The sequence below is a fragment of the Streptomyces sp. SudanB25_2051 genome, from assembly GCF_964272635.1.
GTDB lineage: Bacteria > Actinomycetota > Actinomycetes > Streptomycetales > Streptomycetaceae > Streptomyces.
In genome coordinates, this window is sequence record NZ_OZ186787.1 from 1,100,161 (window position 1) to 1,126,966 (window position 26,806).

The window sequence follows — 26,806 nt, forward strand, 5'->3', positions numbered from 1 at the left end:
GCCAGTAATCTCGCCGCCATGGAGCAGAGGCATCTCGGCAGCACCGGCCTGCGCGTGTCCCGGATCGGGCTGGGCACCCTGACCTGGGGGCGGGACACGGACGAGCACGAGGCGGCCGAGCAGTTGAAGGCGTTCTGGGAGGCGGGCGGGACCCTCGTCGACACGGCGGACGTGTACGGCGGCGGCGAGGCCGAGTACCTGCTGGGGCAGCTGGTGGAGCGGCTGGTGCCGCGCCGCGACCTGGTCATCTCGACCAAGGCGGGCAGTGTGGCCGACCCGGACCCGGAGCGCCGCTTCGACGGTTCGCGCGGCCATCTGCTGGCCGCCCTGGACGCGTCGCTGGCACGGCTCGGCACGGACCACGTGGACCTGTGGCAGGTGCACGCCTACGATCCGTGGACGCCGCTGGAGGAGACGCTCCAGGCGCTGGACATAGCGGTGACCAGCGGCCGGGCCCGGTATGTGGGCGTGGCGAACTTCTGCGGCTGGCAGCTCGCCAAGGCGGCGACCTGGCAGCTCGCCGCGCCGGGCACGAGGGCGCGGCTGGCCGGTACGCAGATGGAGTACTCGCTGCTCCAGCGCGGTGTGGAGCGGGAAGTGCTGCCCGCCGCCCGGGACCTCGGCGTCGGCCTGCTGCCCTCGTCGCCGCTCGGGCGCGGCGTGCTGACCGGCAAGTACCGCAGCGGCGTCCCGGCCGGCTCGCGGGGCGCGTCGGACCACATGGCGCCCTTCGTGGAGCCGTACCTCGACGAGTCCGCGCGGCGCATCGTGGACGCCGTGACGACGGCCGCCGACGGGCTGGCGGTGACCCCGCTGCAGGTCGCGCTGGCCTGGGTGCGGGACCGGCCGGGCGTGACCGCGCCGGTGGTGGGCGCGCGGACGGCGCGGCAGCTCACGGCGGCGCTGTCAGTGGAGAGCCTTAGTCTTCCTGACGAGATCCGCAGGGCGCTGGACGATGTGTCGGCGCCCGTGCACCGCTACCCCGACCAGGACTGGAGCACGCTGTGACCGCGCACCCCCGGGGGGAGAACCCCGACTCCCCGGCCGCCGAGCCCGCCGCCGCCGTCGCCACGGAGGCGGAGTCACCGGACACCGCGGCGCCGGAGCCGGAGGGCGCGCCTCCGGCGCGGGACGAGGACGCGGCGGAGGCCGGGGACGCGCCTTCCGCGCCAGACGGGGACGCGCCGGACGCCGGGGAGGACGCGGACGCCGCTGCGGAGACGGCCGGGGAAGGCGCCGCCGACGGCGAAACCCCGGGCGGCGACGCGGCCGGGGTGTCCGAGGCCGAGGCCGAGCTGGCGGCCCAGCGGGAGCTGCGGGAGCGGATCGAGCGGCGCAAGGCCGAGCGCGGCGGCCCCATCGCGAGCGGCGCCAAGCTGAGCGGGCCGGCCGCCGACCTGCTGGCGGCGGTACGGGCCGTGGAGAGCGGCGAGAAGCCGGCCGTCACGTTCCCGGAGTCCCCCGCGCCGGTCGCCGCGCCCCGCCGGGTCGCTCCCCCGCCGGCCGCGCCGCCCCGGACCCCCCTCGCCCCGCCCCCGCGAGCTCCGCGCGTGGCGGCGCCCGAGGCCGTCGCCGCCGTACGGGCGGTGCTCGCCGAGGGCGGTGCGCCGGAGGCACTGGCGGCGCGGGTCGCGGACGTGCTCGGTGACGCGGCCGGCGAGCTGCTGCGCGAGGACCCGTGGCGGCTCCTCGCCGTGCCGGGCGTGCGGCCCGAGCAGGCGGACGGCTTCGCCAGGGCGCTGCTGGGCGCGGGGTGCGGGCCCGGTGACCCGCGGCGCACGGACGCGCTCGTGGTGTGGCTGCTGGAGCGGGCCGCCCTGCAGGGGCACACGGCGCTGGACGCGGCCGCCGTGCGGGCCGCGCTCGCGGAGCGTTCCGTGCCGGACCCGGAGGAGGCCGTGCGGCACGCCGTCGCGGAGGGCGCCGTGCTGGTCTTCCACGACGAGGACGAGGAGCCGGCGGAGCCGGACGGCGAGGAGGCGGAGGAGACCGCGGCGTCGCCGGTGCTGCTGGGGCTGGACCGGTACGCCATGGCGGAGGAGAGCCTCGCGGACGGACTGGCGCGGCTGGCGCGCTCCGGTCCCGACCCGCGCTGGGCGGGGACCGCGCCGGGGGAGCTGGCGCGGGCGGTCGCCGCGCAGGGCCTGGTGCTGCACACGGGCGGTGAGGCGGCGCGCGCCGAGCCGGTCGCGCTCGCGGAGGCCGCGCGCGCCGCCGGGCTGCGCGCGGCGGTGGCGGTGCACAGCGAGAACGGCCGCCGCAGGCTGGGCCCCGGGACGGACGCCGTCACGGTGGCGGCGCTGCTGTCGGGCGCCGCCGGTCCCGGCCGGGACGAGGAGGGGGCGTTCGCCCTCGACCTGCTGGTGGTGCTGGACGCGCCGCAGCTGGACGTGGAGACCGCGGCGATGCTGGTGGAGTCCGTACCGGACGGCTGCCGGCTGGTGCTGAGCGGTGACCCGCACGTCCTGCCGTCGGCGGGCGCCGGGCGGGTCTTCGGGGACCTGCTGGCGGCGCGGGTGTGCCCGCAGGTGGCGTCGCGCACGCCGGACCCGGGGCCGGTCGGGGAGCTGGTGTCCGGGATCGGCGCGGGCGAGCTGGCGCAGGTGGACGCGCCGGGCCGGGAGGTCGTGATCGTCCCGGTGCGGGACGCGGGCGAGGCGGTGCACCGGACGGTGCAGCTGGTCGCCGACTCCGTGCCGAGGGCGCTGGGCGTGCCGGTGGAGCACACGCAGGTGATCACGGTCGGCCATGGCGGCTCGGCGGGCACGCGGGCGCTGAACGCGGCGCTGAAGCAGCGGCTGAACCCGGGGCCCGGCCGGTTCGGCGGCTTCGACCCGGGCGACCGGGTGGCGTACGCGGAGGCGCCGGGGCGGACGCTCCAGGGCACGGTCGTGTCGGCGGACGCGCAGGGTCTGCACCTCGACTGCGAGGGGCGGCGGGAGCGGGTCGTCGTGCCGAAGGAGCGGGTGGAGTCCACCGTGCGGCACGGCTGGGCGCTCACCGCGCACCAGGCGGCAGGCATGCGGTGGCCCGCGGCGGTGGCGGTGCTGCCGGGCGACGCGGTGGGCGGGCTGAGCCGGGCGTGGGTGTACACGGCGTTCAGCCGGGGCGAGCGGCATCTCTCGGTCGTCCACGGGGTGGACCAGGCGCTGGCCCGCGCGGTGGCCGGGCCGCCCGGCCCGGACCGTGTGACCCGGCTGCGCGGCCTGCTGGAGGCCGTACCGGAGCCCGTGGAGGAGTAGCGGGACCGCGGGCCCGGCCCCCGTGACCCGTGCGGCACGGGGGCCGGGCCCATGGCGGGGACGGGGCCGGGCCCATGGCCCGTGTCGGCACAGGTGTGCCGGGGCTGCCGGCCGGGGCGGGCACCGGAGGGCCCGGGGCCCGTGCCCGCTGCCGGGGTCAGGGGTGCTCGTGGGAGCGGCCGGTCGGGTCCTCCTCGTACAGCTCGTCCTCGTCGAAGACGGCGCTCACGTCGAAGCGGCAGATGACGCGGCTCGGGTCCGCCTGGTCGAAGGGCGTGGCGAGCCACTCCCCCGCTTCGGGCAGCTCGTCGGCGGCCGCCACCCACAGGGTGGAGTCGCCCTCCTCCAGTCCGAACTCCTTGTGCCGGGAGGCGATCTCGTCCGGCTCGTACTCGCCGAACAGCATGCCGATCGCCGCGTGGACGCTGGACCCGACGGCGGCGGCCGTCCCCGGCTCGTCGTCGTCGCGCTCGGCGTCGGCGATGCGCTGGGCCTGGGCGAGCAGCCGCTGGGGTTCCGCCACCGCGTAGTCGCGGCGGATCAGTACGCTCAGCGCGTTCGGCTGGTCCGGCCCCGCGTACGGGGGCAGGGAGTCCTCGACACCGGGGATCTCGAAGGGCGTGACCTCGTCGTAGCGGTCGTAGAGCCGCTCGTCGTACGCCTCGGCGGCGGCGGCCAGGTCGTTGAACGCGGCGTAGACCGCCGGGTCGTCGTCACCGGTGCGGTTCTCGACCGCCGCCAGGTGACGGTCCAGTGCGGCTTTGACCGCCTCGGCGGCGGCACGTACCTCGGCAGCGGTGGGCTGCGCAGCATCAGACATACCGCAGACGCTATCCGTACCGGGGCCGTACACGCACAATAGATGCGATGCCGGAATACGAATTTGTCGATGTGTACGTGCCGCGAGGGGTCTCCCGCAAGGAGGCGACGCGGCTGCTGACCGACCACGCCGAGTACGGGCACTGGGAGTTGGACCGCCTGAGCCTGCTCCGGGACGGGAGCCGCCGGGTGCGGCTGCGCAGGCGCATCATCCGTCAGGTGCGCGCGACCTGGTGAAGGACAGAGTGTGACGGAACGGGGCATGCCGCCCATGGCGGCCCCGTGGAGGGAAACAGGATGGAGCGGGCCCCGCTGGAGTGCGGGGCCCGCTTTCGCTTGGTACCCGACCGGATACGCCGTGCTTACGCGGCGCGGGCGCGGCGGTAGAGGATCGTGCCGCCGATGAGGGCGGCGGCGCCGGCCGGGCCGAGCAGGCCGAGCGCGGAGGCGCCGGTCGCGGCGAGCTGGTCGTCGTCCTTCGGCGTGGTGCCGCCGTGCGGGTCCGGCTTGTTCGGCGTGCTGGGGGTGCTGGGCTGGGCCGGCTCACTCGGCTTGCCGGGGGTGGTCGGCTTGCCGGGCTCACCGGGCTTGCCGGGCTCACCCGGGTTGCCGGGCTCACCGGGCTCGCCCGGGTGGCCGGGGGTCGCGCCGTTGCCGCAGCCGTTGCCGAACGTCGGGTTCAGGGCGCCGACCACGTCCACGCTGTTGCCGCAGGCGTTCACCGGCACGCTGACGGGGGCCTGCACATTGTTGCCGGAGGCGACGCCCGGCGAGTTGGTGGCCGCGCCGTTGGCCTGGGCGCCGCTCGACTTGTTGACGCACTTGTTGCCGAACGCCGGGTTGAGCACGCCGACGACGTCGACGGTGTTGCCGCACGCGTTCACCGGCACGCTGATGGGCGCCTGCACGTTGTTGCCGGACGCGACACCCGGGGAGTTGGCCGCGGCACCGTCCGCCCCGGCGCCCGTGGTGGCGTGGGCGTAGCCGCCGAGGGCGAGCACGCCGCCCGCCGCCGCCACAATGGTCAGGCCCTTGCGCGTGACCTGTCGCATAGCTTGTTCCTGCCTTCTTGGCTTCCGATTGCCGCCGCGCACCTCGCGCGGCGACCGAATGCCCACCGGCCCCGGAGCGCATGGCGCGCGCTCCGAGGCCGGCCGGGCTGGACCCGATGGGTCGGGACTCAACGTCAGACGAGAGCTCAGGCGTTGACGCAGGTGTTGCCGAAGGCCGGGTTCAGCAGCCCGATGATGTTGATCGTGTTGCCGCAGACGTTCACCGGCACGTGGATCGGAACCTGGACCACGTTGCCCGAGATGACACCCGGAGAACCCACGGCGGCACCGTGCGCACCCGCGTCGGCGACGGCCATGCCCGCACCCGCCAGAACCAGACCACCGGTGGCGGCCGCGGTCGCGACGACCTTCTTGATCATTTTTCCTCCTAGTTGGCAATGCGGTCCCAGCCGCGGACCGCATCACCTGTAACGAGGAGGAGGCAACCGGGCTACGAGGCGGCGCCCTCGTTCACCCTTTTCGGTCAGATCTGTACACGCGGGCGATTATTGGAGGGTCGTTTCACCTGACTTTCAGCTCGCGTCGATGAAGCGGTCCAGGACGCGGACGCCGAACTTCAGGCCGTCCACCGGGACCCGCTCGTCCACGCCGTGGAACATCCCGGCGAAGTCGAGGTCGGGCGGCAGCTGCAGCGGGGCGAAGCCGAAGCAGCGGATGCCGAGGTCGTCGAAGGACTTGGCGTCGGTGCCGCCGGAGAGCATGTACGGCACGGCCCGGGCGATCGGGTCCTCGGCCCGCAGCGCCGTCTGCATGGCGTCGACCAGGGCGCCGTCGAAGCTGGTCTCCAGCGCCTTGTCGGTGTGGACGTCCTCGCGGCGCACCCGCGGCCCGAGGAGCCGGTCGAGATCGGCGAGGAACTCCTCCTCGTACCCGGGCAGGAACCGTCCGTCGATGTGGGCCGTCGCCTGGCCGGGGATGACGTTCACCTTGTACCCGGCGCCGAGCATCGTGGGCGCCGCCGAGTTGCGGAGCGTGGCGCCGATCATCTTGGCGATGCCGCCCAGCTTCTGGAGCGTGGCCTCCATGTCGTCCGGGTCGAGCGGGGTGCCCAGCGCGTCGGAGAGCTCGTCGAGGAAGGACCGTACGGTCTTGGTGACGCGGACCGGCCACTGGTGGCGGCCGACGCGGCCCACGGCCTCGCACAGCTCCGTGATGGCGTTGTCGGTGTTGATCATCGAGCCGTGGCCCGCGGTGCCGTCGACGGTGAGGCGCATCCAGTGCATCCCCTTCTGCGCCGTCTCCACCAGGTACAGGCGCAGGTCCTCGTTGACCGTGAGCGAGAAGCCGCCGACCTCGCCGATCGCCTCCGTGACGCCCTCGAACAGCTCGGGGTGCCGGTCGACGAGGAAGCGCGCGCCGTACGTGCCGCCGGCCTCCTCGTCGGCGAGGAACGCCAGGACGATGTCGCGGGGCGGCTTGCGGCCGGCGCGCATCCGCTCGCGGACGACCGCGAGGGTCATCGCGTCCATGTCCTTCATGTCGACCGCGCCCCGCCCCCAGACGCAGCCGTCGGCCACCTCCCCGGAGAACGGGTCGTACGTCCAGTCGGCGGCGTTGGCCGGGACGACGTCGGTGTGGCCGTGGATGAGCAGGGCGGGGCGCGACGGGTCCTCGCCGGGGATCCGGACGACCGTCGACGCGCGGCCCTTGTGGGACTCGTAGATCCGGGGTTCGAGCCCCACCTCCGCGAGCTTCTCGGCGATGTACTCGGCGGCGGCCCGCTCACCGGGGCCGGAGTGGTCGCCGTAGTTGCTGGTGTCGATGCGGATGAGCTCGCTGCAGAGGTCGACGACCTCGTTCTCCGCCGTGACTCCGGGGCCGGCCTCGGCCCGGTTCGACTCGCTCACGCTGGTTCCTCCCGCGTCGTGCTGTCGTGGTCGCTGGTCTGCCGCCATCCTGCTACCGACCGGCCCCGCGCCCAAGGGCGCCCCCGGCGCGTGATCGCGCCGGGGGCGGGAGCTTGATCACACGGGGGCCGGGGGCGTGATCGGGCACGCCGAATGTTTGCTATGGTTTTCCACGTCGGAACGGCCCAGGGCCGCGAGACAGACACCTTGTCCGGGTGGCGGAATGGCAGACGCGCTAGCTTGAGGTGCTAGTGCCCTTTATCGGGCGTGGGGGTTCAAGTCCCCCCTCGGACACCAGCGGAAGACCCCAGTCGATCTGGGGTCTTTCTGTTTTCCTGGCGTCGGCCGGACCCGGGCGCGGCGCCGCCCGGCCTGGCGGGAGGATTTCCGCCGACCCCGGTGCGCCGTCGGCGGCGGGGGCGGGCAGACTGGGGAATCTTCCGCCGGGCAGGGCCGGGCGTTGGCGGGTGGCTGGTGCGAGGGGCGATGAAGAACTCACTGGATCCGCTGGAGCCCAAGGCCGACAAGGCGACCGTGCGGCGGCACAACCTCAGCCTGGTGCTGCGTGCCGTCCACGACGAGGGCGAGACGACGCGGGCCGCGGTGGCGGCGCGGGTGGGCCTGACCCGGGCGGCGGTGTCGTCGCTGGTGGAGCAGCTGCTGGCCGGCGGGTTCCTCACCGAGTCGGGCAAGACGTTCAGCGGGCTCGCCGGGCGGCCGGGGACGGCGCTGCGGGTGGCGCGCACCGGGCCCGCCGGGCTCGGCGTGGAGATCAACGTCGACTACGTCTCCGTGTGCGTGGTCGACCTGGCCGGAACCGACCGCGTGCGGCTCACCGAGCACCTGGACAACCGGGACGTGCCGCCCGGCGACGTGCTCGCGCGGGCGGCGCGGATCGCGGCCCGCACGCTGCGGTCGGCGGCCGAGCAGGAGCTGCGCCCGGCCGGCGTGCGGCTCGCGCTGCCCGGCCTCGTGTCGGGCGGCGCCGTGCGGCAGGCGCCCAACCTGGGCTGGAACCGGGTCGCCGCCGAGGAGCTGTTCGCCGCCGCGCTGGGCGCCCCGCGGCCGGGGGCCGCGCCCCTGCCGGTGGGCTCCGACAACGAGGCCAACGCGGCGGCGCTGGCGGAGCTGTGGTTCGGCGGCCCGGACGGACCTGACGGCGGAGGTGAGCGGGCCCGGAGCTTCGTGTACGTGTCCGGGGAGATCGGCGTGGGCGGCGCGATCGTCGTGGACGGTGAGCTGCTGCGGGGCGCCCACGGGTTCGCCGGGGAGATCGGGCACGTGCCGGCGGACGCGGACGGACCCGCGTGCCGGTGCGGTTCGCGGGGGTGCCTGGAGCAGTACGCCGGGCAGGCGGCGCTGCTGCGGGGCGCGGGGCTCGCCGAGGACGCGGGCGGGCCGGGTGTGGCCGAGCTGGAGCGGCGCGCCGCCGACGGGGACGTACGGGCGGTGGAGGCGCTGGAGCGGGCCGGGCGGGCGCTCGGGCTGGTGCTGTCCGGGGCGGTGAACCTGCTGGACCCGGACGCGGTGGTGCTGGGCGGGGTGTACCGGGGGCTGATGCCGTGGCTGGGGCCCGCCGTGGACGCGGAGCTGGCCCGGCGGGTCGTGTCGGGGCTGTGGTCTCCGGGCGGCGGGCGGCTGCGGGGCGCGTCCTCGTCGGGCGACGCGGCGCGGGGCGCGGCGGCGCTGGTCGTACGGGACGTCATCGCCGACCCGGTGGGGTACGCGCGGGAGGCCGGCGGGCGGTAGCCGGGGCGGTCCCGGCAGGCCGGCGGCGTGACCGGGGCGGGTCCTCGCGGGGCGCCCCGGCCGGCCGGCGGGCGGCGGACGTTGCCGGGGCGGTCCTTGCGGGGCGCCCCGGCCGGCCGGCGGGCGGCGGACGTTGCCGGGGCGGTCCTTGCGGGGCACCCCGGCCGGCCGGGGCGCGGCGGACGTGGCCGGGGCGGTCCTTGCGGGGCACCCCGGCCGGCCGGGGCGCGGCGGACGTGACCGGGGCGGTCCTTGCGGGGGCCGCCCCGGCTTGCGGGCTCGTCGCGGGGCGGCTTCCCCGTGGGCCGGACGCGACCGGCGGGGGGCGGCTTCCCTGGGGGCCGGACGGGACCGGCGGGGGGCGGCTTCCCTGGGGCCGCCCCCCGGGCGGGGTCAGCGGACGGCGAGGAGGTGGTCCAGGGCCAGCTGGTCGAGGCGCTCGAAGGCCATGGAGCGCTCGGCGGCGCGGTCGGCGTCGAACTCCTCGTACGCCGTCCTGTCCGCGAGCAGCGACGCGAGGCCGTCCTCGGCGGTGGGTCGGGCCAGCTCGTCGAGGCGGGACGCCTTCAGGGCCTCGCGGACCTCGGGGTCGGCGCGGAAGGCGGCGGCGCGCTCCTTGAGAACGAGGTAGTTGCGCATGCAGTTCTTCGCGGACTCCCACACCCCGTCGAAGCCGTCGGTGCGGACCGGCTTGAAGTCGAAGTGGCGCGGGCCGTCGTAGCCGGCGCTCTCCAGGAGGTCCACCAGCCAGAACGCCTGGCGCAGGTCGCCGGCGCCGAAGCGGAGGTCCTGGTCGTACTTGATGCCGGACTGGCCGTTGAGGTCGATGTGGAACAGCTTGCCCGCCCACAGGGCCTGGGCGATGCCGTGCGGGAAGTTGAGCCCGGCCATCTGCTCGTGGCCGGTCTCCGGGTTGACGCCGACGAGGTCGGGGCGCTCCAGGCGCTCGATGAAGGCGAGCGCGTGGCCGATGGTGGGCAGCAGGATGTCGCCGCGCGGCTCGTTCGGCTTGGGCTCGACGGCGAAGCGCAGGTCGTAGCCCTGCTCGGTGACGTACTGGCCGAGCAGGTCGAAGGCCTCCTTCATCCGGTCCAGGGCGACGCGGACGTCCTTGGCGGCGCCCGACTCGGCGCCCTCGCGGCCGCCCCAGGCGACGTAGGTCGTCGCGCCCAGCTCTACGGCGAGGTCGATGTTGCGGATGGTCTTGCGGAGCGCGTACCGGCGGATGTCGCGGTCGTTGGCGGTGAAGGCGCCGTCCTTGAAGACGGGGTGCGTGAAGAGGTTGGTGGTGGCCATCGGCACCTTCATGCCGGTGCGGTCCAGGGCCTCGCGGAAGCGCTTGACCGCCGTCTCCCGCTCGGTGTCGGACGAGCCGGGCGGGACGAGGTCGTCGTCGTGGAAGGTGACGCCGTACGCGCCGAGGGCGGCGAGGCGCTCGACGGTCTCCACGGGGTCGAGGGCGGGACGGGTGGCGGTGCCGAACGGGTCGGCGCCGCGCCAGCCGACGGTCCACAGACCGAAGGTGAACCTGTCCTCGGGGGTGGGGGTGTAGCGATCCGGCATGGTCCTGTTCCCTCGGGCTCGGATTTTGTTTGCTTTGATTACTAATAGCCTACGCGGGGGGCTGAACCAAGGGGGCGTGGCCGCTTCGACACTGTTGAGCCGGTATTTGTTTTGGGTACGATCAAAAGATGGACTCCCTAGTCATCGGCGTGGACAGTTCGACGCAGTCCACCAAGGCGGCCGTCGTGGACGCCGCGACCGGCCGGCTCCTGGCCGTGGGGCGCGCCCCGCACACCGTGACCGGCGAGGGCGGCGCCCGTGAGAGCGACGCACTCCAGTGGTGGGACGCCCTCGTGGAGGCGGTGTCGGCCGGGCTGAAGGAGGCCGGGGCCGATCCGCGCGCGGTGACCGGGATCGCGGTCGCCGGGCAGCAGCACGGGCTCGTCGTCCTGGACCGCGCCGGACGTCCGCTGCGCCCCGCGCTGCTGTGGAACGACACCCGCTCGGCGCCCCAGGCGGCGGCGCTCACCGGCGAGTTGGGCGCCGCGGCGTGGCTGGAGCGCACCGGGTCCGTGCCCGTCGCCTCCATGACGGCCGCCAAGTGGCGCTGGCTGCGGGAGAACGAGCCGCGCACCGCCGGCGCGGCCGCCGCCGTGCGTCTGCCCCACGACTACCTCACCGAGCGCCTCGCCGGGACGGCCGCCACCGATCCGGGCGACGCCTCGGGGACCTGCTGGTACTCCACGGCGACCGGCGCGTACGACTCCGGGCTCCTCGACCTGCTCGGCCTCGACGCGTCGCTGCTGCCTCGGCTCGCCCCGTCGGGCGGTACCCGCGTCGGGACGCTCACCGCGGAGGCGGCCGAGGCGCTGGGCCTGCCCGCCGGGACCGCCGTCGCCGCCGGGACCGGCGACAACATGGCCGCCGCCGTCGGCCTGGGCTTCGGCGCGGCGGGGCTGCTCGACCACCCGGCCGTGTCGCTCGGCACGTCCGGCACCGTGTTCGCGGCGACCCGCACGCGGCCCGCGACGGCGGCGCTCGCCGGGTTCGCCGCCGCCGACGGGCACGGCACGTACCTGCCGCTCGGCTGCACCCTCAACTGCACGCTCGCCGTGGACCGGATCGCCGCCCTGCTCGGCCTGGACCGGGAGGACGCGCGGCCGGGCGGGGAGGCCGTGGTGCTGCCGTACCTCGACGGGGAGCGCACCCCCGACCTGCCGGGAGCCTCCGGCCTGATGACCGGGCTGCGGCACACGACCGCCCCGGAGCAGCTGCTCGGCGCCGCCTACGAGGGCGCCGTGTTCGCGCTGCTGCGCGCCCTGGAGGCGCTGCCCGGCGGCGGCGGGGGCGACGCGCCGCTGCGGCTGGTCGGCGGCGGGGCGCGGGGGCGCTTCTGGGTGGAGACCGTGCGGCGGCTGTCCGGGCGGGCCGTCGTCCTTCCCCGTACGACGGAGCTCGTCGCCGTCGGGGCCGCCGCGCTGGCCGCCGGGGCGGCGGGCGCGGGCGACCCGGTGGCCGTCGCGGCCGGGTGGCGGACCGGCGAGGGCGAGACGCTGCCGCCCGTCGCGCCGGACCGTGACACGCTGGACCGGATCGCCGCCGTACTCGACCGGGCAACCGCTCTCCTCACCACACAGGGACACCGATGAAGTTCACCGACGGCTTCTGGCTGATGCGGGACGGCGTTCGCGCCTCGTACGCGACCGAGGTGCGGGACCTGCACGTCAGCGCCGACCACTTCACCGCGTACGCGGCGGTCAGGCGGGTCGAGCACCGGGGGCACACGCTCAACTCGCCGCTGCTGACGGTGGAGTGCTTCTCCCCCGCCGAAGGCGTGATCGGCGTGCGCGCCACCCACCACGCGGGCAGGGCGCACCGGGGGCCGGAGTTCGCGCTGCCGGGGGCCGACGCGGGCGGCGGGGGGTTCGCCCGCACCAGCCGGGACGGCACAGTGACGGAGCTGACCAGCGGCCCGCTGACGGTACGGCTGGACCGGGACGGGCCGTGGGGGCTCACGTTCCTGGACGGGGAGGGGCGGCGGCTCACCGAGGTCGGGCCGAAGGGCACCGCGTTCGTGGTGGACGGCGACGGGGCGCACCACATGGTGGCGCAGCTGGCGCTGGGCGTTGGCGAGCAGGTGTACGGGCTCGGCGAGCGCTTCACCCCGTTCGTGAAGAACGGCCAGAGCGTGGACATCTGGCAGGCGGACGGCGGCACCAGCAGCGAACAGGCGTACAAGAACGTGCCGTTCCACCTGTCGTCGCGCGGCTACGGCGTCTTCGTCAACCACCCCGGCCGGGTGTCGTACGAGGTGGGCTCCGAGTCGGTGGGGCAGGTGCAGTTCAGCGTCGAGGACCAGACGCTGGAGTACTACGTGGTGGCCGGGCCGACGCCGAAGGACGTGCTGAACCGGTACACGGCGCTGACCGGGCGTCCGGCGCTGCCGCCGGCCTGGTCGTTCGGGCTGTGGCTGACGACGTCGTTCTGCACCTCGTACGACGAGGAGACCGTCACGTCGTTCGTCGACGGGATGGCGGAGCGGAAGATCCCGCTGTCGGTGTTCCACTTCGACTGCTTCTGGATGCGCGAGTACCAGTGGTCGGACTTCCAGTGGGACCCGGAGACCTTCCCGGACCCGGCGGGCATGCTGGCCCGGCTCAAGGAGCGCGGGCTGCGGGTCAGCATGTGGATCAACCCGTACATCGGCCAGAAGTCCGCGCTGTTCGCGGAGGGCGCGGAGCTGGGCCATCTGGTGCGGCGGCCGAACGGCGACATCTGGCAGTGGGACCTGTGGCAGGCCGGGATGGCGCTGGTGGACTTCACCAGCCCGGCGGCGCGGGCCTGGTTCCAAAGCAAGCTGAAGGCGCTGCTGGACCAGGGCGTCGACTGCTTCAAGACGGACTTCGGGGAGCGGGTGCCGACCGACGTGGTCTGGCACGACGGCTCCGACCCGGAGCGGATGCACAACTACTACACCCACCTGTACAACCAGTGCGTCTTCGAGCTGCTGGAGCGGGAGCGCGGCCGGGGCGAGGCGGTGCTGTTCGCGCGGTCCGCGACGGCGGGCGGGCAGCAGTACCCGGTCCACTGGGGCGGCGACTGCTTCGCGTCGTTCGAGGCGATGGCGGAGTCGCTGCGCGGGGGGCTGTCGCTGGGGCTGTCCGGGTTCGGCTTCTGGAGCCATGACATCGGCGGGTTCGAGGGGACGCCCGAGCCGGCCGTGTTCAAGCGGTGGCTGGCGTTCGGGCTGCTGTCGTCGCACAGCCGGCTGCACGGGAACATGTCGTACCGGGTGCCGTGGGAGTTCGGCGACGAGGCGGTGGAGGTCGCCCGGCAGTTCACGGAGCTGAAGCACCGGCTGATGCCGTACCTGTACGGCACGGCGGTGGAGGCGCACCGGACCGGGGTGCCGGTGATGCGGCCCATGCTGGTGGAGTTCCCCGGCGATCCGGGCTGCCGGACGCTGGACCGGCAGTACATGCTCGGCCCCGATCTGCTGGTGGCGCCGGTGTTCTCGGCGGACGGGGAGGTGGAGTTCTACCTGCCGGCCGGGACGTGGACGCATCTGCTGACCGGGGAGCGGGTGACCGGACCGGGGTGGCGGCGCGAGCGGCACGGGTACGACAGCCTGCCGCTGTACGTGCGGCCCGGTGCGGTGCTGCCGCTCGGCGCGGACGACCAGCGGCCCGACGGGGCGTGGCTGGAGGGCCTGACCCTGCTGGTGCAGCCCGACGCCGGGGAGGCGGGCGGGGTGAGTGTGGTGGTGCCGGACCGGTACGGGGCCGAGGCCGGGCGGTTTCTCGTGGAGCGGGGTGCGGGCGGGGTGCGGGTCGTCTCCGACGGCGTGCCGGGAGAGTTCCGGGTGCGGGTGGTGGGCGGGGGCTCCGCGCGCGGCACCGGCACGGTGCACATCCCGGCGCGGTAACCCCCGCGCCCCCTGGTGCCGGGTCCCCTTGCGGGGTGTGCCGACTTGGGCTTGGGCGCGTGGGGGCCCTGCCCTTGCGGGGTGCGCCCGGCTGGGGCTCGGGCCGGTGCGGCCCCCTGCGGGCTGCCCCGCCCCCTGGGCCCGTGCGGCCCGCCCCCTACGCTCACCGCACGCGGAGGTCTTCGTGTCCCGCGTACTGCCCGGCCGGCTGCGCAGGCGCGGAATCAAGGCGACGATCCCCGTCCCGGCGGACCGCGTCCGCAACCGGCGGGAACACGGCTCGCGCGGCGGCCGACCCCCGGCGGCCAACAAGGCCGACCACTGGCAGCGGCACGTGGCCGAATACGGAATCGACCGCCTCCAGCGGCACCGAGCCGTCGCCACGAGGTACGACGAACGCGCCGTCCGCCACGAAGCGACGGTGCCGGCCGCAGTCATCGACGCATCGCCGCGACCAGCACTCTCGCGACGGACTCTAGGCGTCCGGGTTCTCACCGGCGGCGACGCTGGTGATGCGCTCCACCTGCATCGTGGCGAACGACCGCAAGTCCTGGTCCTTCGGCAGCGAGTGCCCGTACAGAAGAGCCACGACCGTGCCGACGCGGAGCGCCGCAACCGTGGATTCCTCCTTCGTGTAGGCGTCCGTCTCGTCGGCGCCCACGTCGATCGTCAGAGGCTTGATCGCGGCAGCGTTCTTCTCATGGTGCCGGGCGACCACCGTCTTCATGCCGACCTTGGCACTGTCGACGGAGTCGTAAGCCAGCAGCTCGAAGTCCACGTCGATCTCACCACCGCTGTCCGGCTTGAAGTGCTGGGTGGTCGCTGCGGTGGTGAGCCCGGCGCAGCTCCAGGCGCCCTTCATCTCGCAGAACTCCCGCAGTTCGCCGCCCTCTTGAACCCGGGGAGTCCTCCCCTTCCACCCCTTGGGCGCGGCCAGCTCGCTCGGAATGGCCTGCGCCACCTGGGCGGTGGTGAGCGGCGCGGCGACCGTCTTCTTGTCGCTGCCGCTCGTTCCGCCGCCGCTCGTTCCCCCGTCGTCCGAGCAACCGGCCAGTGCCAGTGTCAGCGCGAGCCCAACGGCCCCGGCGCGTGTCTTCTGGAGCACCATGGCGTCCCCCGTACCTTCGTGATCATCCGTAAGTCCGCGTCATCCTAGGGGCCTTGACGTCCTTCCGCCTGACCCCGACGACGTATGGACGACGAAATCCCGGGGGCACCGGTTCTATGAGATCGCCTTCGCAACACGCCCTACGGCGGAACGACTGCCCACAGCGGGGCGGGCCCGTTGCCCAGCGGCAGGGCGGGCGGCGGCCCGCGGGCCTGCGTCGTGTACAGGGCCGATACGGGTGGGCGGCGGGGCCGGATACCGGCCCGGCAACGGGGTGGGGTTAGGTTGGGGGGATGGGGCGTCGTGGGTTTGGGGGGTCGGGGCCGCTGCCGCAGCGGGACGGGGTGGACGCGGTACGGGTGCGGCTGCCCGTCGGGGCGTGGCACACCGTGCGGGACCACCTGGTCGAGCGGTACGCGCGGGTCATCGGCGCCGAGCGGGTGGACGCCATGCTCGCCGAGGGCGCGTTCGTCGGGGCCGACGGCCGCCCCGTCGCCGGTGGCGAGCCGTACCGGGCCGGGCGGACGCTCTGGTTCCACCGGGAGTTCCCGCCCGAGGAGCGGGTGCCGTTCGAGGTGGGGATCGTCCACCGCGACGAGCGGATCGTCGTCGCGGACAAGCCGCACTTCCTGGCCACCACGCCGCGCGGCCGCCATGTGACCGAGACGGCGCTCGCCCGGCTGCGGCGGGACCTGGGGCTGCCGCATCTGCAGCCCGCGCACCGGCTGGACCGGCTGACCGCCGGGCTCGTGCTGTTCGTCGTACGGCCCGAGGACCGGGGCGCGTACCAGACGCTGTTCCGGGACCGGCGGGTCCGCAAGGAGTACGAGGCGCTCGCCCCCTACGACCCGGACCTGCCGCTGCCCGCGACCGTGCGCAGCCACATCGTGAAGGAGCGCGGGGTCGTCGCCGCGTACGAGGTGCCGGGTGCGGAGCCGAACAGCGAGAGCCGGGTCGAGCTGCTGGAGCGGCGCGGCCCGCTCGCCCGGTACCGGCTGGTCCCGGAGACGGGCCGCACCCATCAGCTGCGCCTCCACATGAGCGCGCTGGGCGTGCCGATCCTCGACGACCCGCTCTACCCGGAGGTCCGGGAGGACGGGCCGGAGGACTATGGGCGCCCGCTGCGGCTGCTGGCGCGGGCGCTGGAGTTCACCGACCCGTACGACGGCTCACCCGTGCGGTTCGAGAGCCGGCTGGGGCTCGCGTGGCCGCGCGGGTGAGCCGTACGGGCGTAGGCCCGGGGTGTCAGTCCTGGCGCGTGGCGGACAGCGCCGCCACCCGCTTGCGGACCACGAACCAGCCGCCGACGAGGAGCGCCGCGATCAGCGGGACGCACGCCACGGTGGTCCGGCCGACACCGCCGCCCCACCACATCAGGAACAGCACCGACGCCAGGAACAGCAGCGTCACGATCTGCGTGTACGGGGCCCACGGCAGCCGGTAGGCGGGCCGGGCGACCTTGCCCTCCTTGGCGCGCCACCAGAAGACCAGCGAGCAGAGCATGATCATGCCCCAGGTGCCGATGATGCCGATCGACGCGAAGTTGAGGACCAGCTCGAAGGCCTCGCCCGGCATGAGGTAGTTGAGTCCGACGCCCAGGACGCCGAACCCGGCCGTGAGGAGGATGCCGCCGTAGGGCACCTGGCCCCGGTTCATCAGGGCGGTGAACTTCGGCGCCGAACCGGCCATCGCCATCGAGCGCAGGATGCGGCCGGTGGAGTACAGGCCCGAGTTGAGGCTGGAGAGCGCGGCCGTGAGGACGACGAAGTTCATCACGTGGGAGGCGCCGCCCACACCGAGCTTGTCGAAGACGGTGACGAACGGGCTCTGGTCGGCGGAGTACGCGGTGTACGGCAGGAGCAGCGCGAGCAGGACGACCGAGCCGACGTAGAACAGGCCCACGCGCCACATGATCGAGTTGATCGCCCGGGGCATGACCTTCTCGGGGTTCTCGGTCTCGCCGGCGGCGACGCCGCACAGCTCGACGGAGGCGTACGCGAAGACGACGCCCTGGATCACGAGCAGCAGCGGGAGCATGCCGAGCGGGAAGATGCCGCCGTTGTCGGTGATCGTGTGCAGGCCGGGGGTGTGGCCGCCGATGTCGTGGGAGGTGACGACGAGGAAGATGCCGATGCCCATGAAGATCACCAGGGCGGCGACCTTGACGATGGCGAACCAGAACTCCATCTCGCCGAAGTACTTCACCGAGATCAGGTTCGCGGCGAGGACGACGGAGAGGGCGATCAGGGCCAGGATCCACTGGTCGATGTCGCTGAACATCGACCAGAAGTGGGCGTAGGTGGCCGCCGCGGTGATGTCCGCGATCGCGGTGGTCGACCAGTTGAGGAAGTACAGCCAGCCGGCCGTGTAGGCGCCCTTCTCGCCCATGAACTCACGGGCGTAGCTGACGAAGGCGCCGGAGGAGGGGCGGTACAGCACCAGCTCGCCCAGGGCGCGGACGACGAAGAACGCGAAGACGCCGCAGACCGCGTACGCGATGGCGAGCGAGGGGCCCGCGCCCGCGAGGCGGCCGCCGGCGCCGAGGAAGAGGCCGGTGCCGATCGCGCCGCCGATGGCGATCATGCTGACGTGCCGGGACTTGAGGTCCTTGCTGTAGCCGACGTCGCCGGCGTCGACGTGAGGGGCGTCCGGGCGTGCCGGAGCGGCGGTGTCCGGGGTGGATCCCGCGGACAGCGTGCGGTCGCTCATGGAGAGGGGTTCGCCTTTGTGAGGGGAGATCTGTGCGGTGTGCTCCGCTCGGTGGCCGGGTGAGGGGGGTGGTCCACGCGGCCGCGGGCATGCGGGACATCGTCACAGCAGAGGGGGTTGTGCGCTGTGGCCGATGTCACAGAAATGGGGTGTAGGGGTGGATCTGAGGTGCTTTTGAGGTTACGGGTCGGTATACGCGGGCCGTCGCCCGCGGAAGGGCCCCGCCACCGCTACGGTCCGGGCGCGATCCGCTACGCCGCGGCGCGGGCGAAGACCGCGGGGCGCGGCGGCGCGTACCGCCGTGAGGCAGGCACTGCGCTACCGGGCGGTGCCGGCGGACCCGGGGGCGGCGTCGGGGTCGCCGCCGGGGGCGAGGACGTCGAGCTCGCGCAGGGCGCCCAGGGCGATCTGCCGGGTCAGCTCCTCGGCGCGGACGGCGTCCCGCTCCCGTACGGCCTCCGCGACCTGGACGTGGAGGGTGACGGCGGCCGGGTCGGGGTCGTCGAACATGACGTGGTGGTGCGTACGGCCCGTGAGGACCTCGGCCACGACGTCGCCGAGGCGGGCGAACATCTCGTTGCCCGAGGCGTTGAGGACGACCCGGTGGAAGGCGACGTCGTGGACCAGGTACGCCTCCAGGCGCCGGCCGCGCGAGGTGGCGACCATGCCGAGGGCCTCCTCGGTGAGGGCGCGGCACTGCTCGGGCGTGGCGTTCAGCGCGGCGAGCCCCGCGGCGACGGGTTCGACCGCCGAGCGCAGGACGGTGAGCGAGCGGAGCTGGCGGGGGCGGTCGGTGCCGGCGAGCCGCCAGCGGATGACCCGCGGGTCGTACACGTTCCACTGCTCGGTCGGCAGGACCGTGACCCCGACGCGCCGGCGTGAGGCGACCAGGTGCATGGACTCCAGGACGCGGATCACCTCGCGCACGACCGTGCGCGAGACGTCGAAGCGCTGCGCCAGGTCGTCGGTGCGCAGGACGCTGCCGGGCGGGTACTCCCCCGCGGTGATCGCCAGGCCCAGGGTGTCCAGCACATGCGTATGGAGCCCCTGGGCCTGTGTCGTCATGGGGCAAGCCTATGCGCCGTCCGAGAGCGGGAACAAAACATATGACTTTTGCGTCACAGGGACTTGAATACGTCGTACCCAATGGGTTTCAGTGTTCCGACGCCGCAGGCGGTGTCGCGTAGCGCAGACCCTGACAGTGAGGCAGTCAGCCATGGACAAACCCCTGGTCGTCGTGGTGATGGGGGTCGCCGGCACCGGCAAGACCACCATCGGGCCGCTGGTCGCCGAACGGCTCGGCGTGCCGTACGCGGAGGGCGACGACTTCCACCCCCCGGCGAACATCGCCAAGATGTCGGCCGGGGTCCCGCTGGACGACGCCGACCGGTGGCCGTGGCTCGACGCGATCGGCCGGTGGGCCGGCGGGCGCGCCGGGCTCGGCGGGGTCGTCAGCAGCTCGGCGCTGAAGCGCTCGTACCGGGACCGGCTGCGCGCGGCCGCGCCCGGCGTGGTGTTCCTCCATCTGACGGGCGACCGGGCGCTGATCGAGGAGCGCATGGCGGCGCGGCGCGGCCACTTCATGCCGACGGCGCTGCTCGACTCCCAGTTCGCGACGCTCCAGCCGCTCGGCCCGGACGAGGCGGGGGTCGCCGTCGACGTCTCCGGTACGCCGGAGGAGATCACCGAGCGGGCCGTGGCCGCGCTGCGGCGGCTCGCCGACGACTCGCGGTGCGTGCCCTGACCTCCCCGGTCCTCTCCCCCGCTCCCCCTCCCCCGATCCCCTGATTCCTCCTCCCCCAAGGACTCACCGTGACCAGACTCAGCGTCGAGTCGCTGGCAGCGGACGCCGCCGAACCGATCACCTCGGCGGGTGACGCGCAGCTGGGCATCGCCGTGCTCGCGGGCATCGCCCTCATCGTCCTCCTCATCACCCGGTTCAAGCTGCACGCCTTCCTCGCCCTGACCATCGGTTCACTGGCGCTGGGCGTCTTCGCGGGCGCGCCGCTCGACAAGACCATCGCCTCGTTCACCGGCGGCCTCGGCTCGACGGTCGCCGGCGTGGGCGTCCTCGTCGCACTCGGGGCGATCCTCGGCAAGCTGCTCGCCGACTCGGGCGGAGCGGACCAGATCGTGGACACGATCCTGGCGCGGGCGGGCGGGCGCGCCATGCCCTGGGCGATGGTGCTGATCGCCTCCGTGATCGGCCTGCCGCTGTTCTTCGAGGTCGGCATCGTGCTGCTGATCCCGGTCGTGCTGATGGTCGCCAAGCGCGGCGGCTACTCGCTGATGCGGATCGGCATCCCGGCGCTGGCCGGCCTGTCCGTGATGCACGGGCTGATCCCTCCGCACCCCGGCCCGCTGGTCGCGATCGACGCGCTCGGCGCCGACCTGGGGATCACCCTGGCGCTCGGCCTCGTCGTCGCCATACCGACCGTGATCATCGCGGGCCCGCTGTTCTCCCGGTACGCCGCCCGCTGGGTGGACATCCCCGCGCCCGACGGCATGCTGCCGGAGCGGACCGCCCAGGACGGCACGCCGGTGAAGCGGCCCGGATTCGGGATCACCGTCGCGACCGTGATGCTGCCGGTCGTCCTGATGATGGTGAAGGCCCTCGTGGACATCGTCGTGGACGACCCGTCCAACGGCGTCCAGCGGGTCACCGACGTCATCGGCTCGCCGCTGATCGCGCTGCTCGCGGCCGTCCTCGTCGGACTGTTCACGCTGGGCCGCGCGGCCGGGTTCACCAAGGACCGGATCTCCCGCACGGTGGAGAAGTCGCTGGCGCCCATCGCCGGTGTGCTGCTGATCGTCGGCGCGGGCGGCGGTTTCAAGACCACGCTGATCGACATCGGCGTGGGCCGGATGATCCTGGGCCTGTCGGAGGACTGGGCGATCCCGGCGCTGCTGCTGGGCTGGCTGATCGCGGTGGCGATCCGCCTCGCGACGGGTTCCGCGACCGTGGCGACGATCTCCGCCGCCGGTCTGGTCGCGCCGCTGGCCGCCGACATGTCCGCCTCGCACGCGGCGCTGCTGGTGCTGGCGATCGGAGCCGGCTCGCTGTTCTTCAGCCATGTCAACGACGCCGGCTTCTGGCTGGTGAAGGAGTACTTCGGGATGAACGTCGGCCAGACCGTCAAGACCTGGTCGGTGATGGAGACGATCATCTCGGTCGTCGGGATCGTGTTCGTCCTGCTGCTCTCGCTGGTGTTGTAGGACGGCCGCGGCCGGCCGCCGGCAGCCGGCGGTGGCCGAAGCGGGCCGGGGCGCCCCCCGAAAGAGGGGGCGCCCCGGCCCGTTTCCGTGTGACGCTACGGCGCATGAGCGATCACCTGGACCTCCCCCCGTACGAACTGGGCTTCCCCGGCCCGCTGCGCGACCGGCTGGTCGCCGCCGTCCTGACCGGCGCGAAGACCGCGACGACCGGGCTGCTCGCGGAGTACGAGCGGGAGGGCGAGCCCCTGCCGGCGGCCGGGACGCGGTCGGCGCTGCTCGACTCGGCGGGCCGGCCCGTCGCCGTGGTGGAGGTGACGCGGGTGCGGGTCGTGCCGCTGGCCGATGTGGACCTGCGGCACGCCGTGGACGAGGGCGAGGGCCATCGGACGGTGGCGCAGTGGCGGAGGGCGCACGAGGCGTTCTGGCACGGCGACGCCATGCGGGCCGCGCTCGGGGACCCCGGGTTCACGGTGGACGACACGACCCCGGTGGTGGCGGAGCGGTTCCGGGTGGTGGAGGTGCTGGACCCGGTCGCCGCGGCCGTGGCGGGCGAACTGCGGCTGCTGGAACCGGCCGTACGGGCCTCCCGCGAGCAGGCGGCGCGGCTCCTGGACCCGGAGTTCACCGAGGTCGGCCGGTCGGGGCGGCGCTGGACGCGCGACGAGATGCTGGCCGCGCTGCCGGAGATGGACGGCGGCGCGGCGGACGGCCCCGCCTACGAGGTGTCCGGTATGGCGGGGGTGGTGCTCGCGCCGGGCGTGGTGCACCTGACGTACGAGACGGTCGCGGACGGCCGCCGCACCCGCCGCTCGTCCCTGTGGCGCGCGGCGGCCCCGGACGCGGCGCCGCGGGACGGCGCGGCGCCGTGGCGGCTGTACCACCACCAGGGCACCCCGGTCCCGGAGGGCGTGGCGTAGGGGCGGGGGCGCGGGCGTACCGGTGTCCGCCGCGCCTCGTGGCCCGAGGGCCCGTCAGGCGACCGCGCGGGCCGCCGCCCGGCCCGCCGCGCGCCCCGAGAACAGGCAGCCGCCGAGGAAGGTGCCCTCCAGGGCGCGGTAGCCGTGCACGCCGCCCCCGCCGAAGCCGGCCGCCTCCCCCGCCGCGTACACGCCCGGCAGCGGGTCCCCGGCCGCCGTGAGGACCCGCGACGACAGGTCCGTCTCCAGACCGCCCAGCGACTTGCGGGTGAGGATGCTCAGCCGTACGGCGATGAGCGGGCCGGCCTTCGGGTCGAGGATGCGGTGCGGGGCCGCCGTGCGGATCAGCCGGTCGCCCAGGTACCTGCGGGCGCCGCGGATGGCGGTGACCTGGAGGTCCTTGGTGAACGGGTTGGCGATCTCCCGGTCGCGGGCGACGATCTCCCGGCGCAGCTCCGCCTCGTCGATCAGCGGCTCACCGGTGAGCGCGTTCATGCCGCGCACCAGGGCCGGCAGGTCGTGTTCCACGACGAAGTCGGCGCCCTTGTCCATGAACGCCCGCACGGGCGCGGGCACGTCGGCGCGGGCGCGGCCGATGACGTCCCGTACGGACTTGCCGGTGAGGTCCGGGTTCTGCTCGCTGCCGGAGAGCGCGAACTCCTTGCCGATGATCTTCTGGTCGAGGATGAACCAGGTGTGCTCGTGGCCGGTGCGCATGATGTGCTCCAGCGTCCCGAGCGTGTCGAAGCCGGGGAACAGCGGCACGGGCAGGCGCCTGCCGAGGGCGTCCAGCCAGAGCGAGGACGGGCCGGGCAGGATGCGGATGCCGTGGCGGTCCCAGATCGGGTCCCAGTTCTCGATGCCCTCGGTGTAGTGCCACATGCGGTCGCGGTTGACGTGGTGGGCGCCGGCCGCCTCCGCGATGCCCAGCATCAGTCCGTCGACGTGGGCGGGCACCCCCGACAGCATCCGCTCCGGCGGCGTGCCGAGCCGCTCGGGCCACTGGGCGCGGACCAGGTCGTGGTTGCCGCCGATGCCGCCGGAGGTGACGACGACCGCCTGGGCGCGGTACTCGAACGCGCCGGTGACCTCGCGGCTGCTGGCGGTGCCGCGCGGGGCGTCGGAGGGCTCCAGGACCTCCCCGCTGACCGTGTCGACGGCGCCCCCGGTGCGGCCCAGGCCGGTCACCCGGTGCCGGAACCTCGCCTGGACGAGGCCCCGCGCGATGCCCTCCCGGACGCGGCGCTCGAACGGGGCGACGAGGCCCGGGCCCGTACCCCAGGTGATGTGGAAGCGGGGGACGGAGTTGCCGTGCCCGGTCGCGCCGTAGCCGCCGCGCTCGGCCCAGCCCACGACGGGGAAGAAGCGGACCCCCTGGCGGTGCAGCCAGGCGCGCTTCTCGCCTGCGGCGAAGTCCACGTACGCCTCCGCCCAGCGGCGCGGCCAGTGGTCCTCGGGCCGGTCGAAGCCGGCCGTGCCCAGCCAGTCCTGGAGGGCGAGGTCCCGCGAGTCGCGCACCCGCATGCGGCGCTGCTCGGGCGAGTCGACGAGGAAGAGTCCCCCGAAGGACCAGTGGGCCTGCCCGCCGATGGACCGCTCCGGCTCCTGGTCGAGCAGGATGACGCTACGGCCGGCGTCGACCAGTTCGGCGGTGGCGACGAGGCCGGCGAGGCCCGCGCCGATCACGATCACGTCAGCGTCGTAGGCCATCGGTTTTCCGTCCTTCCGGGGATGATCGGAGTGGTCCGCATCTTCCGTACGCGGCGGTAACCGCGTCAACCCTCCGGGCGGCCGGACACGTCCCGCGGCAGAGCCCGCGGGAGGCGGCGGCCGGGAGCCGAGAGCAAGGAGAGTGCCACTGTGAACGCATCGCCCGCCGAGGAGATCCTCGACGTCGTGGACGAGCACGACCGGGTGGTCGGGCGGCTGCCGCGGGGGGAGGTGTACGCGCGCGGGCTGCGCCACCGCTGCGTCTTCGTCCTGGTGCGGGACGGCGCCGACCGGATCTTCGTGCACCGCAGGACGGCGTCGAAGCTGCTGTTCCCCTCGCGGTACGACATGTTCGTCGGCGGGGTCGTCGGCGCGGGCGAGGCGTACGACACGGCGGCGCTGCGCGAGGCCGAGGAGGAACTGGGCGTGAGCGGCCTGGACCAGCCGGTGCCGCTGCTGTCGTTCCTGTACGACGACGGGCCGGGCGGGCGCGGCACGTGGTGGTCGCGGGTGTACGAGGTGCGCTGCGACCTGCCGGTGTCGCCGCAGGTCGAGGAGGTGGCGTGGCACGCGTTCCTGACGCGGGACGAGCTGGAGCGGCGGCTCGGCGAGTGGCCGTGGGTGCCGGACGGGCTCGCGGCGTGGGAGCGGCTGCGGACGGTGCCCGGCGTGGGCGGGCCGGGGCGGGGCGTGCGGCACGGTGGGTGACCTGGGGCGCGGTGTGCGGCTGTGGCTGTCGCCGCAGCGGGTGCGGGAGGAGGGCGAGACGCCCGACTACCGGTTCTCGCTCGCCAACGAACGGACGTTCCTGGCCTGGTTGCGGACCGGGCTGGCGCTGGTGGGCGGCGGGTTCGCGGTGGACCAGTTCCTGCCCGGCCTGCGGTGGGGCGTGCGGGTGGGGATGGCGCTCGTCCTGCTGGGCGCGGGGGCGCTGTGCGCGCTGCGGGCGGTCAACCACTGGGTGCGGTGCGAGCGCGCCATGCGGCGCGGCGAGGACCTGCCGGTGAGCCGCTTCCCGGCGGTGCTGAGCCTGGCGGTGGGGCTGGTGGCGCTGGCGATGGTGCTGGTGGTGCTGTTCGGGTGGGCCGGGTGACGGCGGGGGCCCGCGACCCGGGGCTGCAGCCGGAGCGGACGCGGCTGGCGTGGCGGCGTACGACGCTGTCGTGCACCGTCGCCGCCGTGCTGGCCGCCCGGCAGTCCGTGCACGGCGGCGACGTGTCGGCGGCCGGGCTGCTGGGGGCGGGGCTCTCGCTGCTGGTGTGGGCGGTGTTCCTGGTGGTGGCGCAGCGGCGGATCGCCGCGCTGGGGCGGCACCGGCCGCGCCCCCTGGGGGTGCGGGGCGCGGTGGCGGCCGCCGCGTGCACGGTGGCGCTGGCGGGGTTCGCCGTGGCGGTGGTGGTGTGAGGGACCCGGCCGGCGGGTGCGGTGGGTGGCCTCGGTCAGGGCGCCGGGGGGTGCGGCGGGGCGGGGGCCCGGTGGGTGGCTCCGGCCGGGGCGCCGGTGGGTGCGGCCCCGGCCGTACGGGGGCCGATGCTCAGTGCTCGGGGACCGTGACGACGACCTTGCCGCCCAGACCGCCCGCCATCGCCGCGCGCTGGGCCTCGGCCGCCCGCTCCAGCGGGTAGGTGCGCGCCACCCGCACGGTGATCACACCGCCGTCGGCCAGGTCCGCCAGGGCCGTCAGGTCCTCGGCGTCCGGGCGCACCCAGAAGTACAGCCCGCCCAGGCCCACCACCTCGCCGTCCGCGATGGAGGCGAGGCGGCCCTCGGGGGCCAGCACCTTCGGGGAGGTCCTCAAGGGCTCGCCGCCCACCGTGTCGAGGACGGCGTCCACGCCCCGCGGGGCCAGTTCGCGCACCCGGCGGGTGAACCCGTCGCCGTACACGACCGGCTCCCCGCCCAGCCCCCGCACCCGTTCGGCGCCCGGCTCCCGGACCCCGCCCAGCACCCGCGCGCCCAGGTGCCGGGCGATCTGCACGGCCAGCGAGCCGACGCCGCCGGTCGCCGCGTGGACCAGCACGGTCTCCCCGTTCCGTACCCGCAGGGCCTTGGTGAGCGCCTGGTAGGCGGTCAGCCCCGCCAGGGGGAGCGCGGCGGCCTCCTCGAAGCCGAGGGTGCGGGGCTTGCGGGCCAGGGTGCGGACGGGAGCGGCGACGTACTCGGCGAAGGTGCCGTGGCACAGCACGTCCTCGCGCACATAGCCCATCACCTCGTCGCCCACGCCGTACTCGGGCACCGAGACGCCCGGCTGGACGACCACCCCGGAGACGTCCCAGCCGGGGACCACGGGGAAGTACGCGTCCAGGATCGTGTCGAGGTAGCCGGCCTGGCACTTCCAGTCGACCGGGTTGACGGCCGCGGCCCGCACCTTGACCAGCACCTTGTCGGGGCCGACCTTCGGGTCGGGGCGGTCGCCGTACTCCAGGACGTCGGGCCCGCCGTAGCGGCCGTAGCTGATCGCCTTCATGGGACGACCCTCCACCAAGGGGATGGGTCAGGCAAACAGGGATAACCTGGGAGTGTCAGCCGATCTCAGGACAGAGGCAACGCCATGACGGTCCTGCACCAGGAACACCAGGCGCACTCCCATGTGCACGGCCCTTCCTGCGGCCACCGGTCCGTGGTCCACGGGGACCACGTCGACTACTCCCACGACGGGCATCTGCACCGCGAGCACGCCGGGCACTGGGACGAGTGCGAGCCGGGCGAGCACATCGCCCACAGCGGCCACGCCCATGAGCACGGCGACAGCTGCGGTCACCCGGCCGTCGTCCACGGCGACCACACGGACTACGTGCACGACGGCCACCGGCACGCCGCGCACGACGGCCACTGGGACGACCACTGAACACCCGGCGCCCGCACGGCCGCTGAACACCCACTGCTCGCACGGCCGCTGAACACCCCTCGCCGGTACGGCCGCTCCCCCGCCGGGGCGACGGCCGCCGGACGCGCGCGGGCGGGGGCCGCGACCGCGCGAAGGTGATC

At 74.5% G+C, this 26,806-nt stretch carries 24 protein-coding genes, 1 tRNA gene and 1 pseudogene; 16 read left to right on the plus strand and 10 right to left on the minus strand.

Annotated elements, in window-relative coordinates:
• The first annotated feature begins 18 nt into the window (after window positions 1–18).
• Both ACSUPT_RS04845 and ACSUPT_RS04850 read left to right on the plus strand, forming a co-directional pair.
• Window positions 19–1,008, plus strand: a complete 990-nt coding sequence (locus ACSUPT_RS04845; RefSeq protein ID WP_351963113.1) for an aldo/keto reductase — start codon at window positions 19–21, stop codon at window positions 1,006–1,008.
• Window positions 1,005–3,242 carry a helix-hairpin-helix domain-containing protein gene (locus ACSUPT_RS04850; protein ID WP_436943521.1) on the plus strand — a complete coding sequence of 746 codons (2,238 nt, stop codon included), beginning with the start codon at window positions 1,005–1,007 and terminating at the stop codon, window positions 3,240–3,242. Before ACSUPT_RS04845 ends, ACSUPT_RS04850 begins: the two co-directional genes overlap by 4 nt.
• A gap of 157 nt (window positions 3,243–3,399) precedes the next feature.
• Here the strand turns inward: ACSUPT_RS04850 and ACSUPT_RS04855 are convergent, their stop codons facing one another.
• On the minus strand, window positions 3,400–4,062 hold the full coding sequence (locus tag ACSUPT_RS04855; RefSeq protein ID WP_351963115.1) for a hypothetical protein: 663 nt from the start codon (window positions 4,060–4,062) through the stop codon (window positions 3,400–3,402).
• Between the two features lie 47 nt (window positions 4,063–4,109).
• On the opposite strand from ACSUPT_RS04855, the gene ACSUPT_RS04860 reads away from it, so the two are divergent.
• Window positions 4,110–4,298: a DUF5703 family protein gene (locus ACSUPT_RS04860; protein WP_014671721.1), complete on the plus strand. Its 189-nt coding sequence runs from the start codon at window positions 4,110–4,112 to the stop codon at window positions 4,296–4,298.
• A gap of 125 nt (window positions 4,299–4,423) precedes the next feature.
• Here the strand turns inward: ACSUPT_RS04860 and ACSUPT_RS04865 are convergent, their stop codons facing one another.
• From ACSUPT_RS04865 to ACSUPT_RS04875, 3 genes are all read right to left on the minus strand, one after another.
• Window positions 4,424–5,113 (minus strand): chaplin family protein, encoded by a 690-nt coding sequence (locus tag ACSUPT_RS04865; RefSeq protein WP_436943522.1) that lies wholly within the window; start codon window positions 5,111–5,113, stop codon window positions 4,424–4,426.
• 146 nt (window positions 5,114–5,259) lie between these two features.
• A complete protein-coding gene (gene chpH / locus ACSUPT_RS04870) occupies window positions 5,260–5,493 on the minus strand; it encodes a chaplin ChpH (protein WP_351963117.1) in 234 nt (77 codons plus the stop codon).
• 153 nt (window positions 5,494–5,646) lie between these two features.
• Entirely contained in the window at window positions 5,647–6,981 is a 1,335-nt protein-coding gene (locus ACSUPT_RS04875; protein WP_351963118.1) for a M20/M25/M40 family metallo-hydrolase, read from the minus strand.
• Between the two features lie 209 nt (window positions 6,982–7,190).
• Between ACSUPT_RS04875 and ACSUPT_RS04880 the strand changes: the two genes are divergently transcribed.
• Window positions 7,191–7,278 (plus strand) — tRNA-Leu (locus ACSUPT_RS04880).
• Between the two features lie 189 nt (window positions 7,279–7,467).
• A complete protein-coding gene (locus ACSUPT_RS04885; RefSeq protein ID WP_351963119.1) occupies window positions 7,468–8,730 on the plus strand; it encodes an ROK family transcriptional regulator in 1,263 nt (420 codons plus the stop codon).
• 393 nt (window positions 8,731–9,123) lie between these two features.
• Here the strand turns inward: ACSUPT_RS04885 and xylA are convergent, their stop codons facing one another.
• On the minus strand, window positions 9,124–10,293 hold the full coding sequence (xylA, locus tag ACSUPT_RS04890; protein ID WP_351963120.1) for a xylose isomerase: 1,170 nt from the start codon (window positions 10,291–10,293) through the stop codon (window positions 9,124–9,126).
• Window positions 10,294–10,421: 128 nt separating this feature from the next.
• Here xylA and xylB point away from each other — a divergent pair, with 128 nt between their 5' ends.
• Together xylB and yicI are read left to right on the plus strand one after the other, a co-directional pair.
• Window positions 10,422–11,882, plus strand: a complete 1,461-nt coding sequence (gene xylB / locus ACSUPT_RS04895) for a xylulokinase (RefSeq protein ID WP_436943523.1) — start codon at window positions 10,422–10,424, stop codon at window positions 11,880–11,882.
• A complete protein-coding gene (yicI, locus tag ACSUPT_RS04900; RefSeq protein ID WP_436943524.1) occupies window positions 11,879–14,158 on the plus strand; it encodes an alpha-xylosidase in 2,280 nt (759 codons plus the stop codon). The genes xylB and yicI overlap by 4 nt, the downstream gene beginning before the upstream one ends.
• A 475-nt stretch (window positions 14,159–14,633) precedes the next feature.
• Here the strand turns inward: yicI and ACSUPT_RS04905 are convergent, their stop codons facing one another.
• Window positions 14,634–15,266, minus strand: coding sequence for a hypothetical protein (locus ACSUPT_RS04905; protein WP_436943525.1), 633 nt, complete (start codon window positions 15,264–15,266; stop codon window positions 14,634–14,636).
• Between the two features lie 293 nt (window positions 15,267–15,559).
• Between ACSUPT_RS04905 and ACSUPT_RS04910 the strand changes: the two genes are divergently transcribed.
• Window positions 15,560–16,486: a pseudouridine synthase gene (locus ACSUPT_RS04910; RefSeq protein ID WP_399219083.1), complete on the plus strand. Its 927-nt coding sequence runs from the start codon at window positions 15,560–15,562 to the stop codon at window positions 16,484–16,486.
• Window positions 16,487–16,511: 25 nt separating this feature from the next.
• Here the strand turns inward: ACSUPT_RS04910 and ACSUPT_RS04915 are convergent, their stop codons facing one another.
• The gene (locus tag ACSUPT_RS04915) at window positions 16,512–17,975 is read right to left on the minus strand and encodes an amino acid permease (RefSeq protein WP_365728009.1); all 1,464 of its coding nucleotides are present in this window, start codon (window positions 17,973–17,975) and stop codon (window positions 16,512–16,514) included.
• A 318-nt stretch (window positions 17,976–18,293) separates the two neighbouring features.
• Window positions 18,294–19,040, minus strand: coding sequence for a FadR/GntR family transcriptional regulator (locus tag ACSUPT_RS04920; protein WP_351963126.1), 747 nt, complete (start codon window positions 19,038–19,040; stop codon window positions 18,294–18,296).
• 151 nt (window positions 19,041–19,191) lie between these two features.
• Between ACSUPT_RS04920 and ACSUPT_RS04925 the strand changes: the two genes are divergently transcribed.
• The 4 genes and pseudogenes from ACSUPT_RS04925 to ACSUPT_RS04940 all read left to right on the plus strand — a co-directional run bounded on the left by ACSUPT_RS04925 (window position 19,192) and on the right by ACSUPT_RS04940 (window position 22,108).
• Window positions 19,192–19,719, plus strand: a complete 528-nt coding sequence (locus ACSUPT_RS04925; protein ID WP_351963127.1) for a gluconokinase — start codon at window positions 19,192–19,194, stop codon at window positions 19,717–19,719.
• 68 nt (window positions 19,720–19,787) lie between these two features.
• Window positions 19,788–21,191: a GntP family permease gene (locus ACSUPT_RS04930; RefSeq protein WP_436943526.1), complete on the plus strand. Its 1,404-nt coding sequence runs from the start codon at window positions 19,788–19,790 to the stop codon at window positions 21,189–21,191.
• A 104-nt stretch (window positions 21,192–21,295) separates the two neighbouring features.
• Window positions 21,296–21,715 (plus strand): annotated as a pseudogene (locus ACSUPT_RS04935) (ASCH domain-containing protein); the annotation flags it as partial.
• 18 nt (window positions 21,716–21,733) lie between these two features.
• Entirely contained in the window at window positions 21,734–22,108 is a 375-nt protein-coding gene (locus ACSUPT_RS04940; protein WP_436946169.1) for a DUF4440 domain-containing protein, read from the plus strand.
• A 54-nt stretch (window positions 22,109–22,162) separates the two neighbouring features.
• Here ACSUPT_RS04940 and ACSUPT_RS04945 read toward each other — a convergent pair whose 3' ends face one another.
• Complete coding sequence (locus ACSUPT_RS04945) at window positions 22,163–23,818, minus strand: FAD-binding dehydrogenase (RefSeq protein WP_361659748.1); 1,656 nt, start codon at window positions 23,816–23,818, stop codon at window positions 22,163–22,165.
• A gap of 150 nt (window positions 23,819–23,968) precedes the next feature.
• Here ACSUPT_RS04945 and ACSUPT_RS04950 point away from each other — a divergent pair, with 150 nt between their 5' ends.
• From ACSUPT_RS04950 to ACSUPT_RS04960, 3 genes are read left to right on the plus strand one after another with little or no spacing between them, the layout of a single operon-like run.
• Complete coding sequence (locus ACSUPT_RS04950; RefSeq protein ID WP_436943527.1) at window positions 23,969–24,526, plus strand: NUDIX hydrolase; 558 nt, start codon at window positions 23,969–23,971, stop codon at window positions 24,524–24,526.
• The gene (locus ACSUPT_RS04955; protein ID WP_361659742.1) at window positions 24,519–24,911 is read left to right on the plus strand and encodes a YidH family protein; all 393 of its coding nucleotides are present in this window, start codon (window positions 24,519–24,521) and stop codon (window positions 24,909–24,911) included. Before ACSUPT_RS04950 ends, ACSUPT_RS04955 begins: the two co-directional genes overlap by 8 nt.
• Window positions 24,908–25,222 (plus strand): DUF202 domain-containing protein, encoded by a 315-nt coding sequence (locus ACSUPT_RS04960; protein ID WP_351963132.1) that lies wholly within the window; start codon window positions 24,908–24,910, stop codon window positions 25,220–25,222. The genes ACSUPT_RS04955 and ACSUPT_RS04960 overlap by 4 nt, the downstream gene beginning before the upstream one ends.
• 130 nt (window positions 25,223–25,352) lie before the next feature.
• Here ACSUPT_RS04960 and ACSUPT_RS04965 read toward each other — a convergent pair whose 3' ends face one another.
• Window positions 25,353–26,285: an NADP-dependent oxidoreductase gene (locus tag ACSUPT_RS04965; protein ID WP_361659738.1), complete on the minus strand. Its 933-nt coding sequence runs from the start codon at window positions 26,283–26,285 to the stop codon at window positions 25,353–25,355.
• A gap of 84 nt (window positions 26,286–26,369) precedes the next feature.
• On the opposite strand from ACSUPT_RS04965, the gene ACSUPT_RS04970 reads away from it, so the two are divergent.
• The gene (locus tag ACSUPT_RS04970; protein ID WP_351963134.1) at window positions 26,370–26,666 is read left to right on the plus strand and encodes a hypothetical protein; all 297 of its coding nucleotides are present in this window, start codon (window positions 26,370–26,372) and stop codon (window positions 26,664–26,666) included.
• Window positions 26,667–26,806 lie beyond the last annotated feature (140 nt).